Below are 19035 nucleotides of genomic sequence, written 5' to 3' on the forward strand. Positions count from 1 at the left end.
GTTGACGCTTGAACAACTTTTTGTCGATTCTAATCGGGTATCAAAGCTACTATACTGAGAGTATCGAATTGAATTAGAGGTATAAATTATGTCAGTCAAGAACAAGCTTTATCGTAATTTTATTTTATTACTGGTCATTCTACAAATGTTAGAGATAATTTTTCCGATACATTTAACATTATTAGTAGCTTTGATTGCTGTTCCAATTTTTATTCTTGGACTAGGGCGTTTGAGCAACTCATTTAAAATTGCGACTAGTATCTTTTTGGTTATGGGCGTCATCTTACTATTGACTAGTAAATTATCATTAAATAGTCTAACCAATTCAGTAACCTCAATGATTGATATTGTGGTTTTATTGGTAGTGATGCAATTATTTATGGTACCGGTAACTATAGGTAATTATCAAACGGCCGTTGAAGACTTTATGAAAAAGAAATTACATACGCCCAAAGCCATCTATATTTTTGTTATGGTCGTAACTCACTTACTGTCAAGTATCTTATCAATGGGAACAGTTTCAATCGTTATCTCAGTTTTAGGTGACAGTATCAAACAACGTGTCAACGATTACCAACAGTTTTCAGGAAAGGCTATTACTAGGGCTTTTACCTTAGGAACACTTTGGGCTCCTGGTGCAGCCACGATTTTCTTGATCAGTACAGTAACCAAAGTCAAATGGAATACGCTATTTCTTCCCTGTATTCTTTTGGGAATAATAGGCTTGTTCTTAGCCTATTTTTTGGAGTCAAAACAAAGCTTTTTTAAAAAGCCTCAAGGGACAAATACTTTTAGCGAGTTAATTGAACAATCAAGTAAAGGGCAATCATTGATCCCAGTTTTGATTGCTATTGTCGGCTTATTAATCTTAAGTTTTGTCTTTATGCATTTTAATATTGGAAGTTCTATGGGTTCTGTTACTCTCGCTGGTATTATCACTATTGCGATCTGGATCGTCTTGTTGTTATTGCCTAAGAACAAACGTCAGGAACACTCGCAATCGTTGAATTCAGCAGTTAAGGAATACTTAAACAATGGTGTTTTTAGTGGCGCCTCATTAGCACCATTCTTCATTGGTATTGGAACCTTTACCTATGGCTTTGAACACTCTACAGTTAGTACCATGTTGATCCAATTTCTCAGACCAATCTTTTCTCAGTTGGGTTGGGCTTTGGTCATATTGATTCCATTGATCGTGGTTTTATCCTCATTAGTTGGAATCCATCCCTTAGCATCAGTCGCTCTGATCGGGAAAATTGTTATGTCCGCTCACCTAGCTTTATCCCCATTACTAATCGCCTTGAGTTTAAATATCGGAAGTGTGATAGCATACATGGTCTCTCCATTTGCCGGAATCATAATAATCGTAGCCTCATTACTGGAAGTCAAACCTACAATAATTTCTCTGCGGTGGAACTGGCTGTTCTGTCTTTTGTTTGCGGCAGTAGGATTAACATTTTCAGTTTTGTTTAGTTTTATATATTGAAAAGTTGCAACAGCAATTGGTTCTCGAGTATCATATAATTATTAGGAACACATGTTTGGAGGATACTCATGGAAAAGCAACATTATTTAAAATTAATTGACGAAGAATTGTCAACGGCACCTTGGTTTGTCAAAGAATATTATCAAGCTAAATCGACCGTTCCACTCTCTCCTGCAACGTTGTATCAATACTTAACTGAGTTTAGGCGCTTTTTTAATTGGTTGATCAGCGAAGGAATTGCTTCTGTCCCCAATCAAGCAGACATTCCTTTATCATTATTAGAACATCTGAAAAAAGAGACTGTTGAATTGTACAATTCTGCCCTCCTCAATCAAATAAAGCCATCTGGTTCAGGGGGTAGTCGAACTCATCCAACAATCAATCGTTCATTGAATGCCCTCTCTTCGCTTTTTAAGTATTTAACTGAAGATACTGAAGATGAAAATGGTGAAGCTTATTTTGATCGTAATGTGATGCATAAAATTGCTTTAGTTAGAACGAATGAGACTTTCGCTACCCGTGCTGCTAATTTGAAGACTAAGTTGATGCTTGGCGATACAGATCATAAGTATTTAGCCTTTATTGATGAAAAATATGAAGCTGAATTGACTCCAACACAGAAGCGCTATTTCTTACGTGATAAAAAACGTGACTTAGCTATCAATGCTCTCCTACTAGGTAGTGGTTTAAGAGTTTCTGAAGCTGCAAATAGTGACGTTCGCCAACTAAATTTAAAGACTGGAACAATCGGTGTCATTAGAAAAGGTGGTCAAAAGGATATCGTTCAAATTGCACCTTGGACATTGCCTTATATCAAAGACTACCTTTCCGATAGAACGAAATTGTACCATCCAACAAGTAATGATCGGGCTTTATTCTTAACGGTCTATCGTGGTAAAGCATCTAGAATGCAATCCAGTACAATGGAAAAAATGGTAGCTAAGTATTCAGCAGCCTTTAGCGTACGAATAACGCCACATAAATTACGCCATACGTTAGCTTCTAAATTATATTTAGCAACTAAAAATGAGCAATTAGTAGCAACCCAATTAGGGCAAAACAGTACAGGAGCAACTAGTCTGTATACGCATATGATTGATGAGGAACAACGTAAAGGTTTAAAGAAGCTATAAATATAAATAGAGTCATGAAGTGAGATTAAATTCTTACTTCATGACTCTATTTATATTTATTTTGATTGCCAAATCCCATATAAATCACTAGCTTGACTAGGATAAGCAAATAATTGTTGTTGTAAATCATTAGCACTAACATGTTGTTGAATTAGTAATGATAAGTAATCAACCAACTGATCCGCATCTTGGCTTAAAACTTCAGCTCCAACAATTTGCTGACTCCCCTTATTGAAAATGATCTTTAGTTGTGCCAAATCATCACCATTACGGGCATATGTCTGCCAGTTCTTTATATCCATTGTTTTAACTTCTAATTCTGGTTTATTGGTAGCTTGTTGTGTACTAATTCCCACTTGTCCTAATTTAGGTATACTAAATACGGTTAAAGCGGGAGTTGGATATTTGATTGGGAATTGCACTGACTTTTGCAAGTTATTACCCAAGTATTTCCCTTGATAGATAGCGTAGTTACTTAGCTTAGGAACAGGAACATCACAACAATCACCAAGCGCAAAGATTTTAGGATTACTAGTTCTTAAATTTTCATCAACTTTAATACCTTGTGGTCCAGTTTTGATACCAACGGCAGACAAATTCAAATCTTCTGTGTTTGGTATCCTTCCGGCAGCACAGTAGACTGCTTTTGTTTCAAAACAATCTTGATCTGTAGTCACTTTGTAAAAACCAGTTGATAATTCGGTAATATTTTGAATAGTATTATCAAATTTGAATATTACTCCAGCATCTTCCAAGCGTTTAATTAAAACTTGAACCAAATCTTGGTCAAAAATTCTTAAAGCTTTCTGATTATGTTGAATGATTGTTACTTTTTTTCCCGCTTCAGTAGCTATACTGGCTAGTGCGAATGCGATGATTCCTGCACCGACTATTGTTATATTATCAGGTAAATTAGAGGACTTTAGGAAACTAGCACTATGTTCCATATAGTGGCTTCCAGGAAACTCTAATCTTCTAGGACGTGCACCAGTAGCTAAAATGATTTTTTTGGCTTGATACTCTTGTCCATGAACCGAGATTGTTTTTGAATTTACAAAAGTTGCGTGACCTTCAATAGTGGTTATTCCAGAATTAACCAAATTATTGCCGTATCGTTGATTGGCGGCTAAAGTTACTTTAGCACTATGACTTGCCATTTCTGACCAGCTGAGAGGGGCAACGTTTTTGACTAACTGAGTCATACGAAAATGTGTTTCAGCACTAGCTAATAGTGCACGCTTTGGAGTACTACCACGATTGATTGTTGTTCCTCCCCAATCACGTTCTTCGACGATTGCTACTTTAAATCCACGAGCTGCTAAATTTAAAGCAGCAGAACCACCGCCTACACCCCCTCCGATAATTAGAACATCATATTGCATTTAATCACTCCCTATTTAAAGAATTTCCCAGCCTTATATTGAAGATCCTGTGGAGTTTCTTCAATAGAGCTTTCGGCATTCTTCTTTGAACGGCTTTGGTCGTACCAGACAACTGCCGCCTCTTCTTTGGGGAATTGATTGATTGTTTCAGAACTAATGTTCAAATGATCGGAAACCATTTGAGTTGGTGAAGTAGCCAACCATTTGTTTAGAGAAATATCTGAATAAATAGGATTTTTGAAGACTTCTAGAAAGATCAAAGGCTCATCGCCGATATTCTTAATATAGTGTCCTGCAACAATCGGAATTACACCAACGTCACCAGCTTGAAAATTAAATGTTCTTGCAAGCGAAGCTGAGTTGAAGACGCCAACTTTGGCATGTCCTTGAACAAAATAATCCCATTCTTCTGACTTGAGGTGCCAGTGAAGTTCACGCATACCACCCGGTTGAATCTCTACAATTGCAGCTGAGATTGTTTGTGCAACTGGAAATACCTTTGAATCAACGATCCAAACTTTACCAGCCTCGAATTCATGTGGCTTTAGGTCATTCATATGAAATGTGAACGGTGATGGTACGTCTCCATTAGGATTATTCTTTTTAACTTCAGAAATTGGACCTGGAACTTTACCATTGAAGATATATTTTTCTTTGTTAGGCAAATTAGCCAGCACGCTCTCATCAACTTTAAAATTAGCAGCAATAATATCTTTAGGGGTATGTGCCAGCCAATCAGTTAGTAAGAAGGTATTGTTTTCTGAGAAGTCAGGTTCACTGAATACTAGTAAAAATTCACAGCCTTGATCCAAAGCTTGAATTGAATGCGGAATTCCGGCTTCAAAATTCCAAAGATCTCCGGCCTTGATATCGTCAATAAAGCTACGACCTTCGGCATCTAGAGCAGTTACTCTGGCATTTCCTGCAATCATGAAAGCCCATTCTGCTTCCTTGTGCCAATGCAATTCTCTATATGCTCCTGGTTTCAAACACATATCAACTCCAGCTAAATCATGTGAAGCTGGAAGTTCACGGTTGGTAACTTCACGTGTCCAACCACCCTCTTCAATTCTCATATGTGCATCAGAAAAGCTAAAACGCAAATTAGCCACTGTACCATGATCGGTGATTGGTGGTACAAGCAAATCGGGGTTCTGCAAGTCACGTTCATAATTTCTTGGACCGCGATCGATCCAACCTGCATTATCAGCTGTACGTTCGGGGTCAACTCTTCTATTTGACATCATGTATACCATCCCTTTTTTAATAATTTAATGGTATAGCAAACGATTTCAAAAAACAAATATAAACATATAATACAAAATTGCTTTCAATTATTTGATTATCGAAAAAGACTATGAACCATTATATTTACTTTCGTGTTGCAACTAATCAATGGATAACTAATGATGATTATGAGGGTAGTTCCAATGATATTTTCTCCAATGGACCTATTACCATTACCCTCAATAGGATATTACACTTTATGACACCTCAACTAATGAGTGGCTTCTGCTTACTGATGGATCAATTCAAGACTACGCTGGTGGTAATACACTTGTAAGCGGCTTGAAATATGTTGCTACGTTCGAACTAACTTTTGCTACTAATGTAATTAAATAATTTTAAACATATTATAAAAAGCAACATCTTTTTGAGAAACTCAATACACTCTATATGTATTAAGCAATCTGAATAGATGTTGCTTTTTGCTTTGGACTGAAACAAATGTCCTTGTATCATATTATGTTAGTAAATCATTGAATCAAGTAACTATTGTTCAACTGTTCTATATTTATCACGTACTATCATTATTAAACTTATCACAATACCTACAACTGTAACCAACATTAAACCAGCAAAGACATGACCGGCTCCACTAGTAATTGCATTAGAGATTTCGTTAATTGACTTCGGATGGATTGAAGCAGATAAATAGTTATTTTTCGTTTTCGTTAAGACTGTTACTGATAGAGCAACACCGATTGCTCCCACCACTTGTAATAGTGTATTCAAGGTTGCTGAACCATGAGCATATAAATGTGGAGGCAACTGATTTAATGCTTGCGTTTGCGCTCCCGTCCAAACAATTGCTGTACCAGCCATAAGAATTACATCTAAAATCATTATCAAAGCAATACTAGAATTTGGTGTTAATGTTCTTAAAAAGAATAAAGTAATCAACATGATAATTAAACCAGGAATGACTAATACTTTATACCCATATTTATCATATATTTTACCAGCAAACATTTGTAATGCACCATTGGTTGCACTGCCTGGTAACAAGACTAATCCAGCCAAAAGAACGGTTAAACCAGCACCTGTTTGTAAATACATTGGCAAAATAATCATTGTTCCTTGGAAGATTAGAACACAAACTAAAACTAATGACATTCCCATAACAAAAACGGGGTATTTTAAGACTGATAAATTCAAGACTGGATTATCAATATTCTGTCTTTTGACAAAATAGAATAACGATATAGCACCAATAATCAATGAAATAATTACTACTGGATTCATTAACGAATTTTCAGCTTGACTAAGTCCAAAAACTATTCCACCAAAACCAATTGTTGACGAAATAACCGACGGAACGTCAATGTGCTGCTTAGATACTTCGGTAATATTTACGATATTCTTATATCCGATGAACATCCCCAAAAGGATGAACGGTATTAATATTAAGAAAATAAAGTGCCAAGATGCAAATTGGATTAGTACACCGCTAATGGATGGTCCTAATGCTGGTGCAAATGATAAGACTAATCCTAGCATTCCCATAGCACTTCCACGTTTACTTTTTTCAAAAGTTATTAAAATGGTATTAGACATTAATGGCAACAAAATTCCCATTCCAATTGCTTGTAAAATTCTTGCGACCAATAACATATTAAAATTTAAAGCAAGGCCACCTGTTAATGTTCCAATCAGCAAGCTAGTTGTTGCAATAAAAAATAGTCTCCTAGTTGTAAACATTTGTATTAACAATGCTGTCACCGGCATAATAATACCTAGAGTTAATAGATATCCAGTTGTCAGCCACTGTGCTGTCGATGCACTTATTTTGAAGACGCCCATCAATGTCGTTAAAGCAATGTTTAGAGATGTCTCACTGAACATCCCCATGAATGCACTTATCAGCATTGCCATCAATATTTTATTTGGATTAATTGTTTTATTCATAAAACCACATACTCTTAACACATAATTCTATATTTCCAAAAATATGGAATTATACGGTAAAAATTTAATCTCCTATCTCGATTTTTGTTAAAAATTTTTCAGCTATTTTGAAGTTGAGACTATAGTCAATATACGTTCCACTTTTTTCTCGAATCAATAGTCCACAATCAATCAGCACTTTTAAATGATGTGATAAGGTGGACGCAGGTATTTCGTTCAATTCATGGCTTAGATCACTGGGGCACAGTGATCTTCCATTTTGCAGATGTAAAACAATTTTAAATCGAGTTATGTCTCCTAATGCTCTGTGTACTTTAACCGTTTGTTCTATTGTCACTTTTTATCCCACCTACTCTACTCATAGATATTCACTCCTTTTCAACTCAGTACAGAGTAATATACATATTAATTAGTTCTGTGACACTAGACAAAAATACTAGAATGTATAAAAATTAGATACAATAGATTTTTTATATAAAAGGAGGTTGCTAATGGATTTTAAAAATCAAACTAAATTGCTCTTTGCTAAACAATTAGAGGAAATGTTAAAGACTATACCTATGGATAAAATCCGCATTGTAGACTTATGTAAGCGATGTAATACGATTCCACAAACTTTTTATTATCATTTTCATGATAAATATGAATTAATTGCCTGGATTTTTTTGTATGATTTTTCTAGAACTTACATCAACAAAGAGCTTGAATATTCAATAAATAGTATTGTCGATAATCTAAAGCAAATGAACAAAAGGCGTATTTTCTATCAAAAAACTTACACACAACGCTCACAAAACTCGATTGACCAGTATATTCAAAAATTCAATGTTCAATCGGCAACTGATGCTGTTGAGGATTACTTTAAGAAACCATTATCTTTTGAACAATTAATAGAGATTAAATATCACTCTTATGGAATGATGGGATTATTTCAAGAATGGATTACTGATGACAGTAGTATTTCAATTGAGCAATTAGCCAGTTTTCAATATGAACATACACCAGATTTTTTGAGGAAGACCTATCAGAATTATTCGTTTAAGAACGTACTCAAAAAAAATACTTCCAAAGCAAATGGGCTCTAGAAGTATTAATTAAAATATTCGATTTCTAAATTACCACGGAGTTAGTTTTGAAGTGTTACGGAAATTAGGGGGAATTTCTAATGCCGATGCTGACTATATAAAACGCGCTGATGACGTAAATTCAAGGTAAGCTAAATATGATTTCTCGTCAAAATGAAAAACTGTTCCCAATGTTGTCAAAACGTAATATCGTATTTGTTGCATATTCTCTATCGGCCTGGCTACTTAAAAAGGAACCATGGATTGTTCCTATCCCTGGTACTAGAAAGCAGCAAAGACTGATTGACAATGCTCAAGCCGCAGATATCGAATTAACTGATAAAGACAAAGACGATATAGACTCTTTACTGGAAAAAGTAGATTATGAGCAATTCGAAAAATAAACAACTATCTATTAAAAATACTATTTTGAATATCAGTATAAATAATTTTAATACGAAATAAATTTATCCTACACATGTCTTAATGTTAAAAAGCGTATCTTAATTTTCTAGATTTTACTCTATGAAAATGAGATACGCTTTTATTATTGAAAATTCATTAGTGCAGTGAGCAATGCTTTAACAGGTACGACTGATTTGATAATATTAACTCCAAATTAGATTTTGTTCCGTTTAAATATTCTTTACTTATCTTAATTTTTTCTCTATAGTAATTTTATTCAAAAAAATATCCCCAAAATTGTTCTGACTTTAGGGATATACCTTGTAAATCTGACGGAGCTTTTTGACATTTAAATGGATTCATTACAGTGTGTAAATCTTGTTTTATTTAATTGCAAAATTAAGATGATTTTAATTCTCATATTTTTTAAACTTAAATCTTAATACCAATGAAAATATTAATGCTATCAATGAAAATAGCATAATCCCTTGTGCTTGGTAATGGAAAGCCAAATTTTGTGGGTTCAATAAATTAGAAGTAGCTGATAGAATAGCCAGTCCAAAAGCTCCCCCAATTTGAAGCATGACATTGATCATGCTGGAACTAACTCCAGATAGGTTTTCCGGCGTATCTTCTACGGCAATATTTGTTACAGGACTTAAGACAAGACCTTGACCAATTCCAATAGTAATCATTGGTAGCGCAATAGATAGCCAATAATTCGATCCCATCTGATATAACGTTAGTCCCCCAAAACCAATAGTTGTTATAATTAAACCACCAGTCATTAATTTTATACTACCAATTTTTTTCGTTAAGTCACTGACCAGATTTGCTGAAATAAAATTAAAGATGGTCATCGGTAAAAATGAGATGCCAACCATAATTGGATCCAAATGAAAATTACTTTGCAACATCAGTGGAGTAAAGAACCAAAAGCTAGTAATGGCGGAAGAATAAGTAAAACGAATAATGTAAGCTAAATTACGCTTCATGGAACCAAATAAAGCTAGTGGTAAAATTGGTTTATCTGATTTGTATTCGTGATAAATAAAATAAACTAATAATAAAAATCCTATTGTCAATGAAATTAAATGAGAACCAATACCGCTGATGCCATTGATAATGAAAATAAGTGCTAGGCATGAGAAGATAGATCCATTTAAATCAATTTTTTCATGTTGAATGGTTCCTTTTTGTAAAAAGTTCAGCGACAATATAATTAAAATAATAACGATGGGAATGTTAACAAAAAAGCCCCATCTCCAAGATAAAATGGTGGTAATCCCCGCTCCAACGATAAGTCCAAGGCTCACACCGATTCCTGACATCGCACCATATATTGAAATTGCTACTACTCTATCATTACCTTTGAAGGAGTCCATGATAATTGCTAACGTAGCTGGCGCAATAATTGCGGCTCCAATCCCTTGAATAGCTCTGAAAAGGATTAGCAATCCTGCTGTTGGGGACAAACCCACTAAGCCAGAACTTATCCCAAAAATTATTAGCCCGATAATGAATATCTTTCTTCGTCCAAAAATATCACCCAATTTTCCTCCTAATAAAAGAAGGCTTCCAAAAGTAAGTGCATATGCATTACTTATCCACGCTGCCAAACTGGCCGTCATTTGAAGTGAACTACTTATTTCTTTTGAGCAAGTAAAAACAAGTGATGTATCAACAAGTATGATAAAATACCCCACCAATACAATGGTAATTGTTAAAATGCTTTGTTTTTTTTGCATAACTACATATCCTTTATTAATTTATGTAATCAATCATAATTCACAGCTAAGAAACGTGGAAGAAGCTTTTTTTTATAAGCGTATTAAACAAAATTTACAATTAAGGATGGTTTTTGAAATGCTTGAATTATCAACTTTGAATATTTTTAATACAGTTGTTGAATCTGGCAGTTTTTCCTCTGCCTCAATAAAACTATTTATGTCAACTCCTGCTGTCTTACATCGAATGAATGAAATGGAAAATTCCCTTGGTGTATCGTTATTTCTCCGGAATAGTCAAGGAGTAACTTTAACCAAACCTGGTGAGGTACTTTACGCTAATTCTAAGCAACTCTTGCACCAAAGTGAATATATTGTAGATTTGGTTAAAAAGAGTGCTTTGAAAACTAACTTAACTATTAGAATTGGTAGCGCATTCATTAATCCAGTGAATAACCTAAATGGATTATGGGATAAAATGGCCGCTCGCCTTCCACAATATCATTTGCAGTTTATCCCTTTGGAAAATGATAATTTCAAATTTCCAGATACTTATAATAATATGGGAAAGAAAGTCGATATATTATTCAGCCCTTATGGTATGAGTTCTGTTCAGGATAAAATAAATTTTATTGAAATTGGACATTTTCATTTTACTATTATGATGCACGCTAACGATCCCTTGACGAACAAGGAAAAAATAACACTGGGGGATTTAAATGGCGCTACCGTTGATATGATGCCAACAGGTATCTCGAAGAAAGTTGACAATATTTATCAAGAAATTGAGCGTCAAAACTTAAATATTAAGATATCAAAGATAGATGCTCATTATACTATCAATACTTTTAATAAATTTTCTGAATCAGGTCAATATTTGTTATCACTAAGTTGCTGGAATGATATTTTACCAGGTCTAGTCAGTCGACCATTAGCTATCCCTTATTCCATTCCTTATGGATTTATTACCACAAATAAGCCAGATGCTAATTTGAAACTATTCCTTAAAATTTTACAATCAGAGGTACATGCTGTTAATCAATCCTGATTCAAAAATAAAACAATCATAAAAGAATTATCACAAGTTATTGTCTAATAATCATGGAGCATTTTTAAGTAAATTTTAATCTTATAAATCATGTTCTATTTCCCTGATCCTGTGCAATATGTTTTCAGTCCCAGATTGACTAATTCAAAAACTCCTCTGAAGACCTTAATAATAAATCGTTATTGAATATTCCGATGGGTATAAGTGAGAAAAGCCTATCAGAATTATTCATTTAAGAACGTACTCAAAAAATACTTCTAAAGCAAATGGGCTCTAGAAGTATTAATTAAGATATTCAATTTTTAATTACCAAGGTTGATTAGTTGGGCCGACGGTAAACTCACTAACATTAGTGTCTTCTGGTTGGTCAATGGCAAATGCAACGACGTTAGCAACACGATCAGGTCCAATTTGGTACTTATCGTAATTAGCTTGCATAGCCTTAGCTGCTTGCGGGTCTGTAATAGTATCTAATAGTTCTGTGTGAATTGCAGCTGGATAAATAGTAGCGGTTCTGATATTACTGTTCTCTTGTGCAGATTCCATTCGCAAGACTTCCATTAAATCACGAACTGCGTGCTTTGTGGCACCATAGACGCCGACACCAGGATATGGTTTCAAACCAGCTACTGAAGAAGTTGTAATGATATGTCCACCATTTTGTTCTTTGAAAGTAGGAAGAATAGCAGCAATACCATTCAAGACACCCTTAATATTGACATCAACTGTACGATTCCATTCATCGGTCTTTAACTTGTCAATTTCAGAACTTGGCATTAATCCTGCATTTAAGAAGATGACATCAACTTTGCCAAATTCATTTTTAGCAGCTTCAACTAAAGCTTTATTGTCATCGGGATTTACAACATCTGTTACTTGATAGATTACTTTCCCACCGTTTTCTTTGATCTTGTTTACAATTTGCTGGAGTTTGTCTTCACGACGTGCTCCCAAGACTAGTTTTGCACCTTTACTGGCTAATAACATGGCAGTCGATGCTCCAATACCACTTGATGCCCCAGTAATAATTACTACTTTATCTTTAATCATATTTATAATCTCCTATTTGATTTTTGCTTGTTTGACATTTTGTGTTCATGTCTTAATCAATGACCTTAGTATAGTGCGGAGGTTGACACTTGAAAAATTACAATTTTGAATGCTAGTATAAATATAATTAATACTGGAGGATTGATAATGATTGACTTTTATTTATTGAAAACATTAGTGACATTCGATGAATATGGAACTCTTTCTAAAGCAGCAGGTCATTTGGGTGTTACCCAACCCGCATTAACACGTTCCTTGAAAAATCTTGAGGAGAACTTGGGAGTACAACTATTCGACCGTACACCTAACAGACTTTATTTAACGGACACTGGTAAATATGCGGTTCAACAAGCAAAGAGATTAATTGCGGCTAATTATAAATTTACTGATAAAGTTAAACTTTTTGAGCAAAATCAATCAGTTATCACTATCGGAGCCAATGTACCAGGTCCCTTGATAGTTATCCGTTCTTTAAATCTTGATAGTATCGTTGTCCAAAAAGAACAAGTCCAACAGGATTTTGAAAAAGTTCTTAATGAAGAACAAGTAACCTGTTTATTGACCAACAAGTCTTTGGAAACAAAACAAATAACCTCAGCTTTTCTTGGTAGTGAGAGAATGGCCGTTAACTTAACCTCAGAGAATCCACTAAGTAAAATTGATTCGTTGAGATTTGTTGATTTAGCAGGAAACACCTTTCTATGTCCGCAAGAGATAGGTTTCTGGAAAGATATTTATGAATCACAAATTCCTGATGGCAAATTTATTTATCAAAATCAATCGACTGAGTATAAGGAGCTACTTAGTTTCTCGAGTATGCCCTTCTTCACAACCAATTTAACGAAACTCGATCCTAATTGGGGCAAGAATCTTCCTGATAATCGGGTATTAAAGCCATTAATGGATGCATCTGCAAACCAAACATTCTATATTAGTTTTTTGAAGCGTAATCAAAATCGTCTGAAGACCTTAATTCAAAAAGTGCAGGATCAATGGTCAACCGTTGATTTTTAGTAATAATAAAGAAACACTCAGCAAGAAATTCCCTTATAAGGATTCATGCTGAGTGTTTTTTGATATTACGACAATAACTGGATTCTTACCACTCTAACGAAAATTGAAATTTCGTCACTTCATATTTAAATCTGCCTTATTGTCAAAAACAATGATTTTCTTACCAGTATTCCCGCCAGCCTGAAAATCTAGGTGGGCTTGTTTAATATCATCTAAGTCAAAGGGATATGTTTTGTCGATAGTTACATGTAGTTTACCCTGATTATAAATTTCAATAATATCTACTAATTCTTTGGTAGATAAGATACCCTTGGAATAAATTCCAGTGATACCCCGAAGCCTAGTTTGAATGGGATTAATAATTGCATTTACAGATGTTATGCGACCACCCTTCTTAACGATTTTATAACTATTCCTGAGTGTTTTGAGCCCCGTCAAATTGACAACTAGATCAACATTTGAGACTAGTTTTGTAAAATCTTGTGTTCGATAATCAATAGTTCTATCAGCACCTAAATTTTTCATATATTCGGTTTGGTTCGCTGTTCCAGTTGCTATGACATGGGCTCCAGCATTTTTAGCAAATTGAATGGCATTAGAACCAACCCCGCCAGCTCCACCATGAATAAGAACCTTTTGGCCAGATTTAATTTGACCATCTCGAATCGTTGCTGCGTAAGCTGTTGCGGCACCTAGCACAAATCCACCCAATGGGACTAAATCTAAGGTTTTAGGTACAGCAGCAATAAGGGCAGATTCTTCCAAAACAATATATTCGGAATAAGTGTTCATTAAGGACATACCTACTACATGATCATCAACTGCATATTTTGTTACACCATTACCGATAGCAATAACAATACCGGAAAAATCTTGTCCTAAAGAATGTGGCAGAACTGGTTTGATCTTCTTGGGCATAGTCGAAAATGGACCCTTAGCACGAATACCTATGTCAGGATCATTGACACCAATAGCGACTGTTTTAATCACAATTTGATTTGCTGAAGGCTTGGGAATATCAACGTTAGTCATCTTCATAACATCCACATCGCCATATTGATTGAGCATTATTTTTTTCATAGGCTTACTCTCTTTCTTAATACTGTCATTATGATGATGTACCCGTATTTTTAAAAGTACTAAATTTTTACATAGATACTATCTTTTTAGTTTTAATTGAATCATGGTGCAGGTTAGAGTAAAAAAATTCCAGAAAATCTACTACAGAGTAGTACTTATAAATATAGAAAAAACAGCTAGACCAATTATGATCTAACTGCTTATGCAAATTGCCATCAACTTAATTTAACTAAAATATTTATATCATCTTTGCTTACTTTATATCATAAAAATGTTATTTCTTTGCTCAAAAGTAACCAAGAAGATTGTTCTTTACTTTGCATCGTCTTATTCAGCCAATGTATCATTTTGTAAGCTTTAATTTTCAAGCTTCAATATATGAAAATTTCTCATTCTTACCTACATCGGAGAAATTACATTTTAGATATTTATTACTATAACCAATCAGTAATATATTCATTACTTTTATCCTCTCTAAGAGTGATACCAAGGCCATTATTTTGACTCGGAATGGTAATAACTCCATGAGAATCATTAATCCCTCCGGCAAAAGGACTATCTGATATATAATCGAGTCCATCTAAATCAATATAATTAACATTTTTTAATCCAGCACTTAAATATGATGCCATTGTCATTGCGATATTTGCTTCTGTCGTACATCCAAATAAACAGGATATCCCTTTTTTATCTGCATAATTTGCTATTTCAATAGCCTCTAAAGGTCCACCGCATTTAATCAATTTAATATTGATTGCATTGCCGTAACCCTTGTCAATCACAGATTTAGCGTCTTCCAAATTAAATACTGATTCATCGGCTATAATGGGGATACCGCACGATATGCTTAATCTTTTCATTAATTGAACTTGTGAGACTTTCACAGGCTGTTCGATAAATTCAATATTTAGATTAGATTTTTCCAGTTCCTTTGAAAAATCCATTGCATTTTTACAATCCCAACTTTGGTTCGGATCTATCCTAATTGAAACTCCATTTGGAATATAATCTTGTAACATTAGAATTCTATCTATTTCACTTTTATCACCATTTATTTTGTACTTTATGTGTCGATAACCTTTTTTTAATACTCTTTTTGTCTCAGAAATTGTTTCTTGTTCTCCAAGAATGCTAATCGTAGTATCATTTTCCATCTTTCTTTTAGAAAGATTTAAGTTCAATAATTCATTTATTTCCTCTGATCTATGTCTGGCCATCGCATCAATCAAAGCGGTCTCCAATCCATACCGTGCCGCAATATTTTTTGGATAATTCTTCAAATCAGAGATACTTTTTTCTACAGGAACATTCAAATGTCCATCCAGAAATTCTTTTGAGAATCTTTTCATTTGTAATCGAGACTCTCCAGTTAACTTAATATTCTCAGATGATTCCCCATATCCAACGGACCCATCGCTTAAAAGAACTTCATAGAAAATACCCTTTAAACTATTAGACGATCGAATACTGGTAATAAATGGTCTTTTTAAGGGGATATTCAGTTTAAGTATTTTATAATTTACCAATGTTATCGACTCCATAAGTTCACTTCCCATTCCTTGTACAAATATATTTAGAGATTTAAATTATAATGTACCCAATTCGAAAGCAAGTTGAAATTCTATATTTAAAGTAGTTTTCGATGTAATAAAAATATTATTTAAAGTTAGGTTTACTTTCCTCAGTAATCTTTGCAAATCTCAATACGGTTGCTGGATCATGATGATTAAAGAAGAGCGATTTTTCCGTATCCATATTACGAATCTCTTGCATATCATCCTCATCCAATTTAAAGTCCCAAATCATCAAGTTTTGCTTCATTCTATCCTTATGAACCGATTTTGGAATAATGATAATGCCGTTCTGTGTCAGAAATCTTAACGCAACCTGCGGACCCGTTTTACCATATTTAGCACCAATTTTAATCAAAGTTTCATTCTTAAAGAAGTCATTGCGTCCTTCTGCAAATGGTCCCCAGGACTCCAAATGTGTTGCATATTCTTTCAAATACTTGTTTAATTCGTTTTGTTGATTAAAAACGTGCGTTTCAGATTGATTAATTGCTGGAACGATCCTACTGAATTTCACTAGATCAACGTAACGATCAGGCATGAAATTAGCAACTCCAATGGCCCGAATTTTGCCTTCATCGTATAAATCCTCTAAAGCACGATATGCACCATAGTAATCACCAAATGGTTGATGCAACAAAACTAAATCCAAATAATCAGTTTGTAGTTTTTCAAGTGAAGTTTCAATCGAATCCTTTGTTGCCTGATAACCATAATTGGCAATCCAGACCTTCGTAGTCAAAAAAATGTTCTTACGGTCTACATTGCTTTCCTTTAAGGCTGCACCAATTGCTTCCTCATTATAGTAAATTTGAGCGGTATCAATCATACGGTAACCGACACTTAACGCATCCAGTACAGCTTGTTTGACCTGTTCAAAACTGCCATCACGAACTAAAGCTCCAAATCCTTCTTGTGGCATCTGTACACCATTATTTAATTTAATCATTGGGATATTGTTCATAATTATTTTCTCCTCATAAAAAGCGATATTTAAAGAGTCCTTTATGCGCTCCTCAACAGTGAATATAGTATCAGCTTTAAATTTGGCAGAGAACTGAGCAAAATATTAAATGACTATTAGCTTGTGGTTAATGCTACCTTTTGGTCTTATTTAGAAAGGGCTTACTTGATTACTTTGATTCGATGTTTTTAATTACTTGAATGAAGCTTTCCATTTTTTTAGATGGTGATTTCGAATAAATGATGCCATAAGGAGAAGCGTAATCCCAATCGACTTTAACAGTTTTCATCAATGGATGTATGTCTTTCCAGCTATCTCGAGTTAAGAGCAAATCCTGTGAGTTTGCATAGCGATTAAATACATTCGCATTATAAAAATTAAGTGTATGGATAATATTAATTTCTGGATGCTTCTCTTCCAAATCAGAAGTCATCTTATCTAAAACAGGTGACTGACTTTTTGGTGGTAGAACTAAAGTCTGTCCACGTAAATCGGCAAAAGTTAATTTATCTTTAGTGAAAAGTGGATGATTTTCTGGAATGGCTAAACGAAATGAATCCATCCCTAGTTTGAGAACATTGTAATGATTGTACCACCCGTCGGAATCACACGGTCCAACGATACAATCAAAGCTTGTTCCAATCTTCGTTGAAGGACTTTCCAGCGTAACATCGTCGTCACTAAAGGAAACTAAATTAAACTTGTATGCGTTTAAAGCACTCTTGTGTGTTTTCCAAATATCCATTAAGGGTGTACCTGGTCGCATAATGGAAGCACCCACTTTGATTTCTGATTTTTCTATTTGACCAATTTGTTGGACTTGTTCAAGCATATCAGTGGAATCCTGAATAATTTTTGAAACGCCAGTATACAGACGCTCCCCCGCCGGAGTTAAATTAATTCCACGCGGATTACGATTTAATAATCGAATCCCTAATTGATTCTCCAGCGTGTTCATTTGCTTCATGACTGAAACCGGTGATATAAACAATATCTTTGATGCCTTCGAAAAGCTTCCACTATCAGCAACTTTTAAAAAGGTTAGATACATTTGAACTATCAATAAATTCGCCTTCTTTTAGTTTTAACTATACGTTAATACTATTTTAGCATTTTGGTCACTTCTTTACACGCCTTTTAGTTGTTAGTATATCCAATGTTGAAAAGCAATAATGAAACTCTAGAGGAAAGAAGGATAAATATAATGGAAAGTATTTTTATAACTGGTTCTACAGAAGGACTCGGATATCTAACTGCTAAAAGCTTGATTGAAGCAGGAAACGAAGTAACGTTACATGCTCGTAATCAACAACGTGCCGATGATGTTTCAAAAAAGCTCAAAGGTGCAAAGCACATAGTAATCGGTGATTTAGCAAATCGAGAAGATATCGAGAGTATTGCTGATCAAGTAAACAGTATAGGAACGTTTGATACCGTAATATATAACGCTGGGGTCTCAACACCTGACACTAACTTGACCCTCAAGGTAAACGTTGAGGCGCCCTATTTGTTAACAATGTTAATAAATAAACCTAAGCGAATTATCTATGTTAGCTCAGGAATGCATAAAGGTGCAAAGTTAGACATCAATGACTTATCTGGTACAACAGACTATTCATCGTCCAAGCTCCAAGTTCTTCTATTAATGAAAATTTTTGCTAAGCAATTTCCTGATACGATTGTGACTGCCGTTGATCCTGGTTGGGTTCCAACTAGAATGGGTGGAAGCATGGCAACAGACGACTTGAACATGGGCTTTAGTTCACAGGTAAAACTAGCTACATCGGACGATTCTGCACTTACTGGCAGTTATTTTTATCATTTAAAGCCTGATCGATACGATTCAAGAGTTGATGATACTGACTTACAGCAACAATTATTGAAAAAATTACAAGAGATTACGAAGCGCTGAGTTAAAAAAT

Annotated in this window: 17 protein-coding genes; 7 read left to right on the forward strand and 10 right to left on the reverse strand. The window is 34.5% G+C overall.

What is annotated here, in order from left to right; genetic code table 11:
- The first annotated feature begins 88 nt into the window (after positions 1 to 88).
- Both LA20249_RS02650 and xerS read left to right on the forward strand, forming a co-directional pair.
- Entirely contained in the window at positions 89 to 1486 is a 1398-nt protein-coding gene (locus LA20249_RS02650; protein WP_057739543.1) for a hypothetical protein, read from the forward strand.
- Positions 1487 to 1554: 68 nt separating this feature from the next.
- Positions 1555 to 2619 carry a tyrosine recombinase XerS gene (gene xerS, locus LA20249_RS02655; RefSeq protein ID WP_101836862.1) on the forward strand — a complete coding sequence of 355 codons (1065 nt, stop codon included), beginning with the start codon at positions 1555 to 1557 and terminating at the stop codon, positions 2617 to 2619.
- 56 nt (positions 2620 to 2675) lie between these two features.
- Here the strand turns inward: xerS and LA20249_RS02660 are convergent, their stop codons facing one another.
- The 4 genes from LA20249_RS02660 to LA20249_RS02675 form a co-directional block, all read right to left on the reverse strand.
- A complete protein-coding gene (locus LA20249_RS02660; protein ID WP_057739548.1) occupies positions 2676 to 4001 on the reverse strand; it encodes a dihydrolipoyl dehydrogenase family protein in 1326 nt (441 codons plus the stop codon).
- Between the two features lie 11 nt (positions 4002 to 4012).
- Positions 4013 to 5245 (reverse strand): oxalate decarboxylase family bicupin, encoded by a 1233-nt coding sequence (locus LA20249_RS02665; protein WP_057739864.1) that lies wholly within the window; start codon positions 5243 to 5245, stop codon positions 4013 to 4015.
- A gap of 529 nt (positions 5246 to 5774) precedes the next feature.
- Positions 5775 to 7190: an MDR family MFS transporter gene (locus LA20249_RS02670; protein WP_057739550.1), complete on the reverse strand. Its 1416-nt coding sequence runs from the start codon at positions 7188 to 7190 to the stop codon at positions 5775 to 5777.
- Positions 7191 to 7254: 64 nt separating this feature from the next.
- Positions 7255 to 7527, reverse strand: a complete 273-nt coding sequence (locus tag LA20249_RS02675) for an ArsR/SmtB family transcription factor (protein WP_057739552.1) — start codon at positions 7525 to 7527, stop codon at positions 7255 to 7257.
- 154 nt (positions 7528 to 7681) lie between these two features.
- Here LA20249_RS02675 and LA20249_RS02680 point away from each other — a divergent pair, with 154 nt between their 5' ends.
- Positions 7682 to 8275 (forward strand): TetR/AcrR family transcriptional regulator C-terminal domain-containing protein, encoded by a 594-nt coding sequence (locus LA20249_RS02680; RefSeq protein WP_057739553.1) that lies wholly within the window; start codon positions 7682 to 7684, stop codon positions 8273 to 8275.
- 137 nt (positions 8276 to 8412) lie between these two features.
- Complete coding sequence (locus LA20249_RS02685; RefSeq protein WP_057739554.1) at positions 8413 to 8658, forward strand: aldo/keto reductase; 246 nt, start codon at positions 8413 to 8415, stop codon at positions 8656 to 8658.
- A gap of 411 nt (positions 8659 to 9069) precedes the next feature.
- Here the strand turns inward: LA20249_RS02685 and LA20249_RS02690 are convergent, their stop codons facing one another.
- Positions 9070 to 10407, reverse strand: a complete 1338-nt coding sequence (locus LA20249_RS02690) for an MFS transporter (protein ID WP_083477958.1) — start codon at positions 10405 to 10407, stop codon at positions 9070 to 9072.
- Positions 10408 to 10525: 118 nt separating this feature from the next.
- On the opposite strand from LA20249_RS02690, the gene LA20249_RS02695 reads away from it, so the two are divergent.
- Positions 10526 to 11434 carry a LysR family transcriptional regulator gene (locus LA20249_RS02695; protein ID WP_057739559.1) on the forward strand — a complete coding sequence of 303 codons (909 nt, stop codon included), beginning with the start codon at positions 10526 to 10528 and terminating at the stop codon, positions 11432 to 11434.
- 306 nt (positions 11435 to 11740) lie between these two features.
- Here LA20249_RS02695 and LA20249_RS02700 read toward each other — a convergent pair whose 3' ends face one another.
- On the reverse strand, positions 11741 to 12484 hold the full coding sequence (locus LA20249_RS02700; RefSeq protein ID WP_057739560.1) for an SDR family oxidoreductase: 744 nt from the start codon (positions 12482 to 12484) through the stop codon (positions 11741 to 11743).
- A gap of 147 nt (positions 12485 to 12631) precedes the next feature.
- Here LA20249_RS02700 and LA20249_RS02705 point away from each other — a divergent pair, with 147 nt between their 5' ends.
- Entirely contained in the window at positions 12632 to 13498 is an 867-nt protein-coding gene (locus LA20249_RS02705; protein ID WP_057739562.1) for a LysR family transcriptional regulator, read from the forward strand.
- Positions 13499 to 13612: 114 nt separating this feature from the next.
- Here the strand turns inward: LA20249_RS02705 and LA20249_RS02710 are convergent, their stop codons facing one another.
- From LA20249_RS02710 to LA20249_RS02725, 4 genes are all read right to left on the reverse strand, one after another.
- Positions 13613 to 14578 carry an NADP-dependent oxidoreductase gene (locus tag LA20249_RS02710; protein ID WP_057739564.1) on the reverse strand — a complete coding sequence of 322 codons (966 nt, stop codon included), beginning with the start codon at positions 14576 to 14578 and terminating at the stop codon, positions 13613 to 13615.
- A gap of 434 nt (positions 14579 to 15012) precedes the next feature.
- The gene (locus LA20249_RS02715) at positions 15013 to 16104 is read right to left on the reverse strand and encodes a dipeptide epimerase (protein ID WP_158294585.1); all 1092 of its coding nucleotides are present in this window, start codon (positions 16102 to 16104) and stop codon (positions 15013 to 15015) included.
- Between the two features lie 130 nt (positions 16105 to 16234).
- Positions 16235 to 17113 carry an aldo/keto reductase gene (locus LA20249_RS02720; RefSeq protein WP_057739568.1) on the reverse strand — a complete coding sequence of 293 codons (879 nt, stop codon included), beginning with the start codon at positions 17111 to 17113 and terminating at the stop codon, positions 16235 to 16237.
- A gap of 169 nt (positions 17114 to 17282) precedes the next feature.
- Complete coding sequence (locus LA20249_RS02725) at positions 17283 to 18176, reverse strand: LysR family transcriptional regulator (protein WP_057739569.1); 894 nt, start codon at positions 18174 to 18176, stop codon at positions 17283 to 17285.
- Positions 18177 to 18317: 141 nt separating this feature from the next.
- Between LA20249_RS02725 and LA20249_RS02730 the strand changes: the two genes are divergently transcribed.
- Positions 18318 to 19025 carry an SDR family NAD(P)-dependent oxidoreductase gene (locus tag LA20249_RS02730; protein ID WP_057739571.1) on the forward strand — a complete coding sequence of 236 codons (708 nt, stop codon included), beginning with the start codon at positions 18318 to 18320 and terminating at the stop codon, positions 19023 to 19025.
- Positions 19026 to 19035 lie beyond the last annotated feature (10 nt).

Source organism: Companilactobacillus alimentarius DSM 20249, assembly GCF_002849895.1.
In the GTDB taxonomy this organism is placed as follows: domain Bacteria; phylum Bacillota; class Bacilli; order Lactobacillales; family Lactobacillaceae; genus Companilactobacillus; species Companilactobacillus alimentarius.

What these genes read in the sequence shown, in the direction of transcription:
- LA20249_RS02680 (WP_057739553.1), top strand. Translation starts at nt 7,682, where the DNA reads ATGGATTTTAAAAATCAAACTAAATTGCTCTTTGCTAAACAATTAGAG.
- LA20249_RS02690 (WP_083477958.1), bottom strand. Translation starts at nt 10,407, where the DNA reads ATGCAAAAAAAACAAAGCATTTTAACAATTACCATTGTATTGGTGGGG.
- LA20249_RS02705 (WP_057739562.1), top strand. Translation starts at nt 12,632, where the DNA reads ATGATTGACTTTTATTTATTGAAAACATTAGTGACATTCGATGAATAT.
- LA20249_RS02670 (WP_057739550.1), bottom strand. Translation starts at nt 7,190, where the DNA reads ATGAATAAAACAATTAATCCAAATAAAATATTGATGGCAATGCTGATA.
- LA20249_RS02710 (WP_057739564.1), bottom strand. Translation starts at nt 14,578, where the DNA reads ATGAAAAAAATAATGCTCAATCAATATGGCGATGTGGATGTTATGAAG.
- xerS (WP_101836862.1), top strand. Translation starts at nt 1,555, where the DNA reads ATGGAAAAGCAACATTATTTAAAATTAATTGACGAAGAATTGTCAACG.
- LA20249_RS02665 (WP_057739864.1), bottom strand. Translation starts at nt 5,245, where the DNA reads ATGTCAAATAGAAGAGTTGACCCCGAACGTACAGCTGATAATGCAGGT.
- LA20249_RS02700 (WP_057739560.1), bottom strand. Translation starts at nt 12,484, where the DNA reads ATGATTAAAGATAAAGTAGTAATTATTACTGGGGCATCAAGTGGTATT.
- LA20249_RS02720 (WP_057739568.1), bottom strand. Translation starts at nt 17,113, where the DNA reads ATGAACAATATCCCAATGATTAAATTAAATAATGGTGTACAGATGCCA.
- LA20249_RS02650 (WP_057739543.1), top strand. Translation starts at nt 89, where the DNA reads ATGTCAGTCAAGAACAAGCTTTATCGTAATTTTATTTTATTACTGGTC.
- LA20249_RS02695 (WP_057739559.1), top strand. Translation starts at nt 10,526, where the DNA reads ATGCTTGAATTATCAACTTTGAATATTTTTAATACAGTTGTTGAATCT.
- LA20249_RS02660 (WP_057739548.1), bottom strand. Translation starts at nt 4,001, where the DNA reads ATGCAATATGATGTTCTAATTATCGGAGGGGGTGTAGGCGGTGGTTCT.
- LA20249_RS02685 (WP_057739554.1), top strand. Translation starts at nt 8,413, where the DNA reads ATGATTTCTCGTCAAAATGAAAAACTGTTCCCAATGTTGTCAAAACGT.
- LA20249_RS02730 (WP_057739571.1), top strand. Translation starts at nt 18,318, where the DNA reads ATGGAAAGTATTTTTATAACTGGTTCTACAGAAGGACTCGGATATCTA.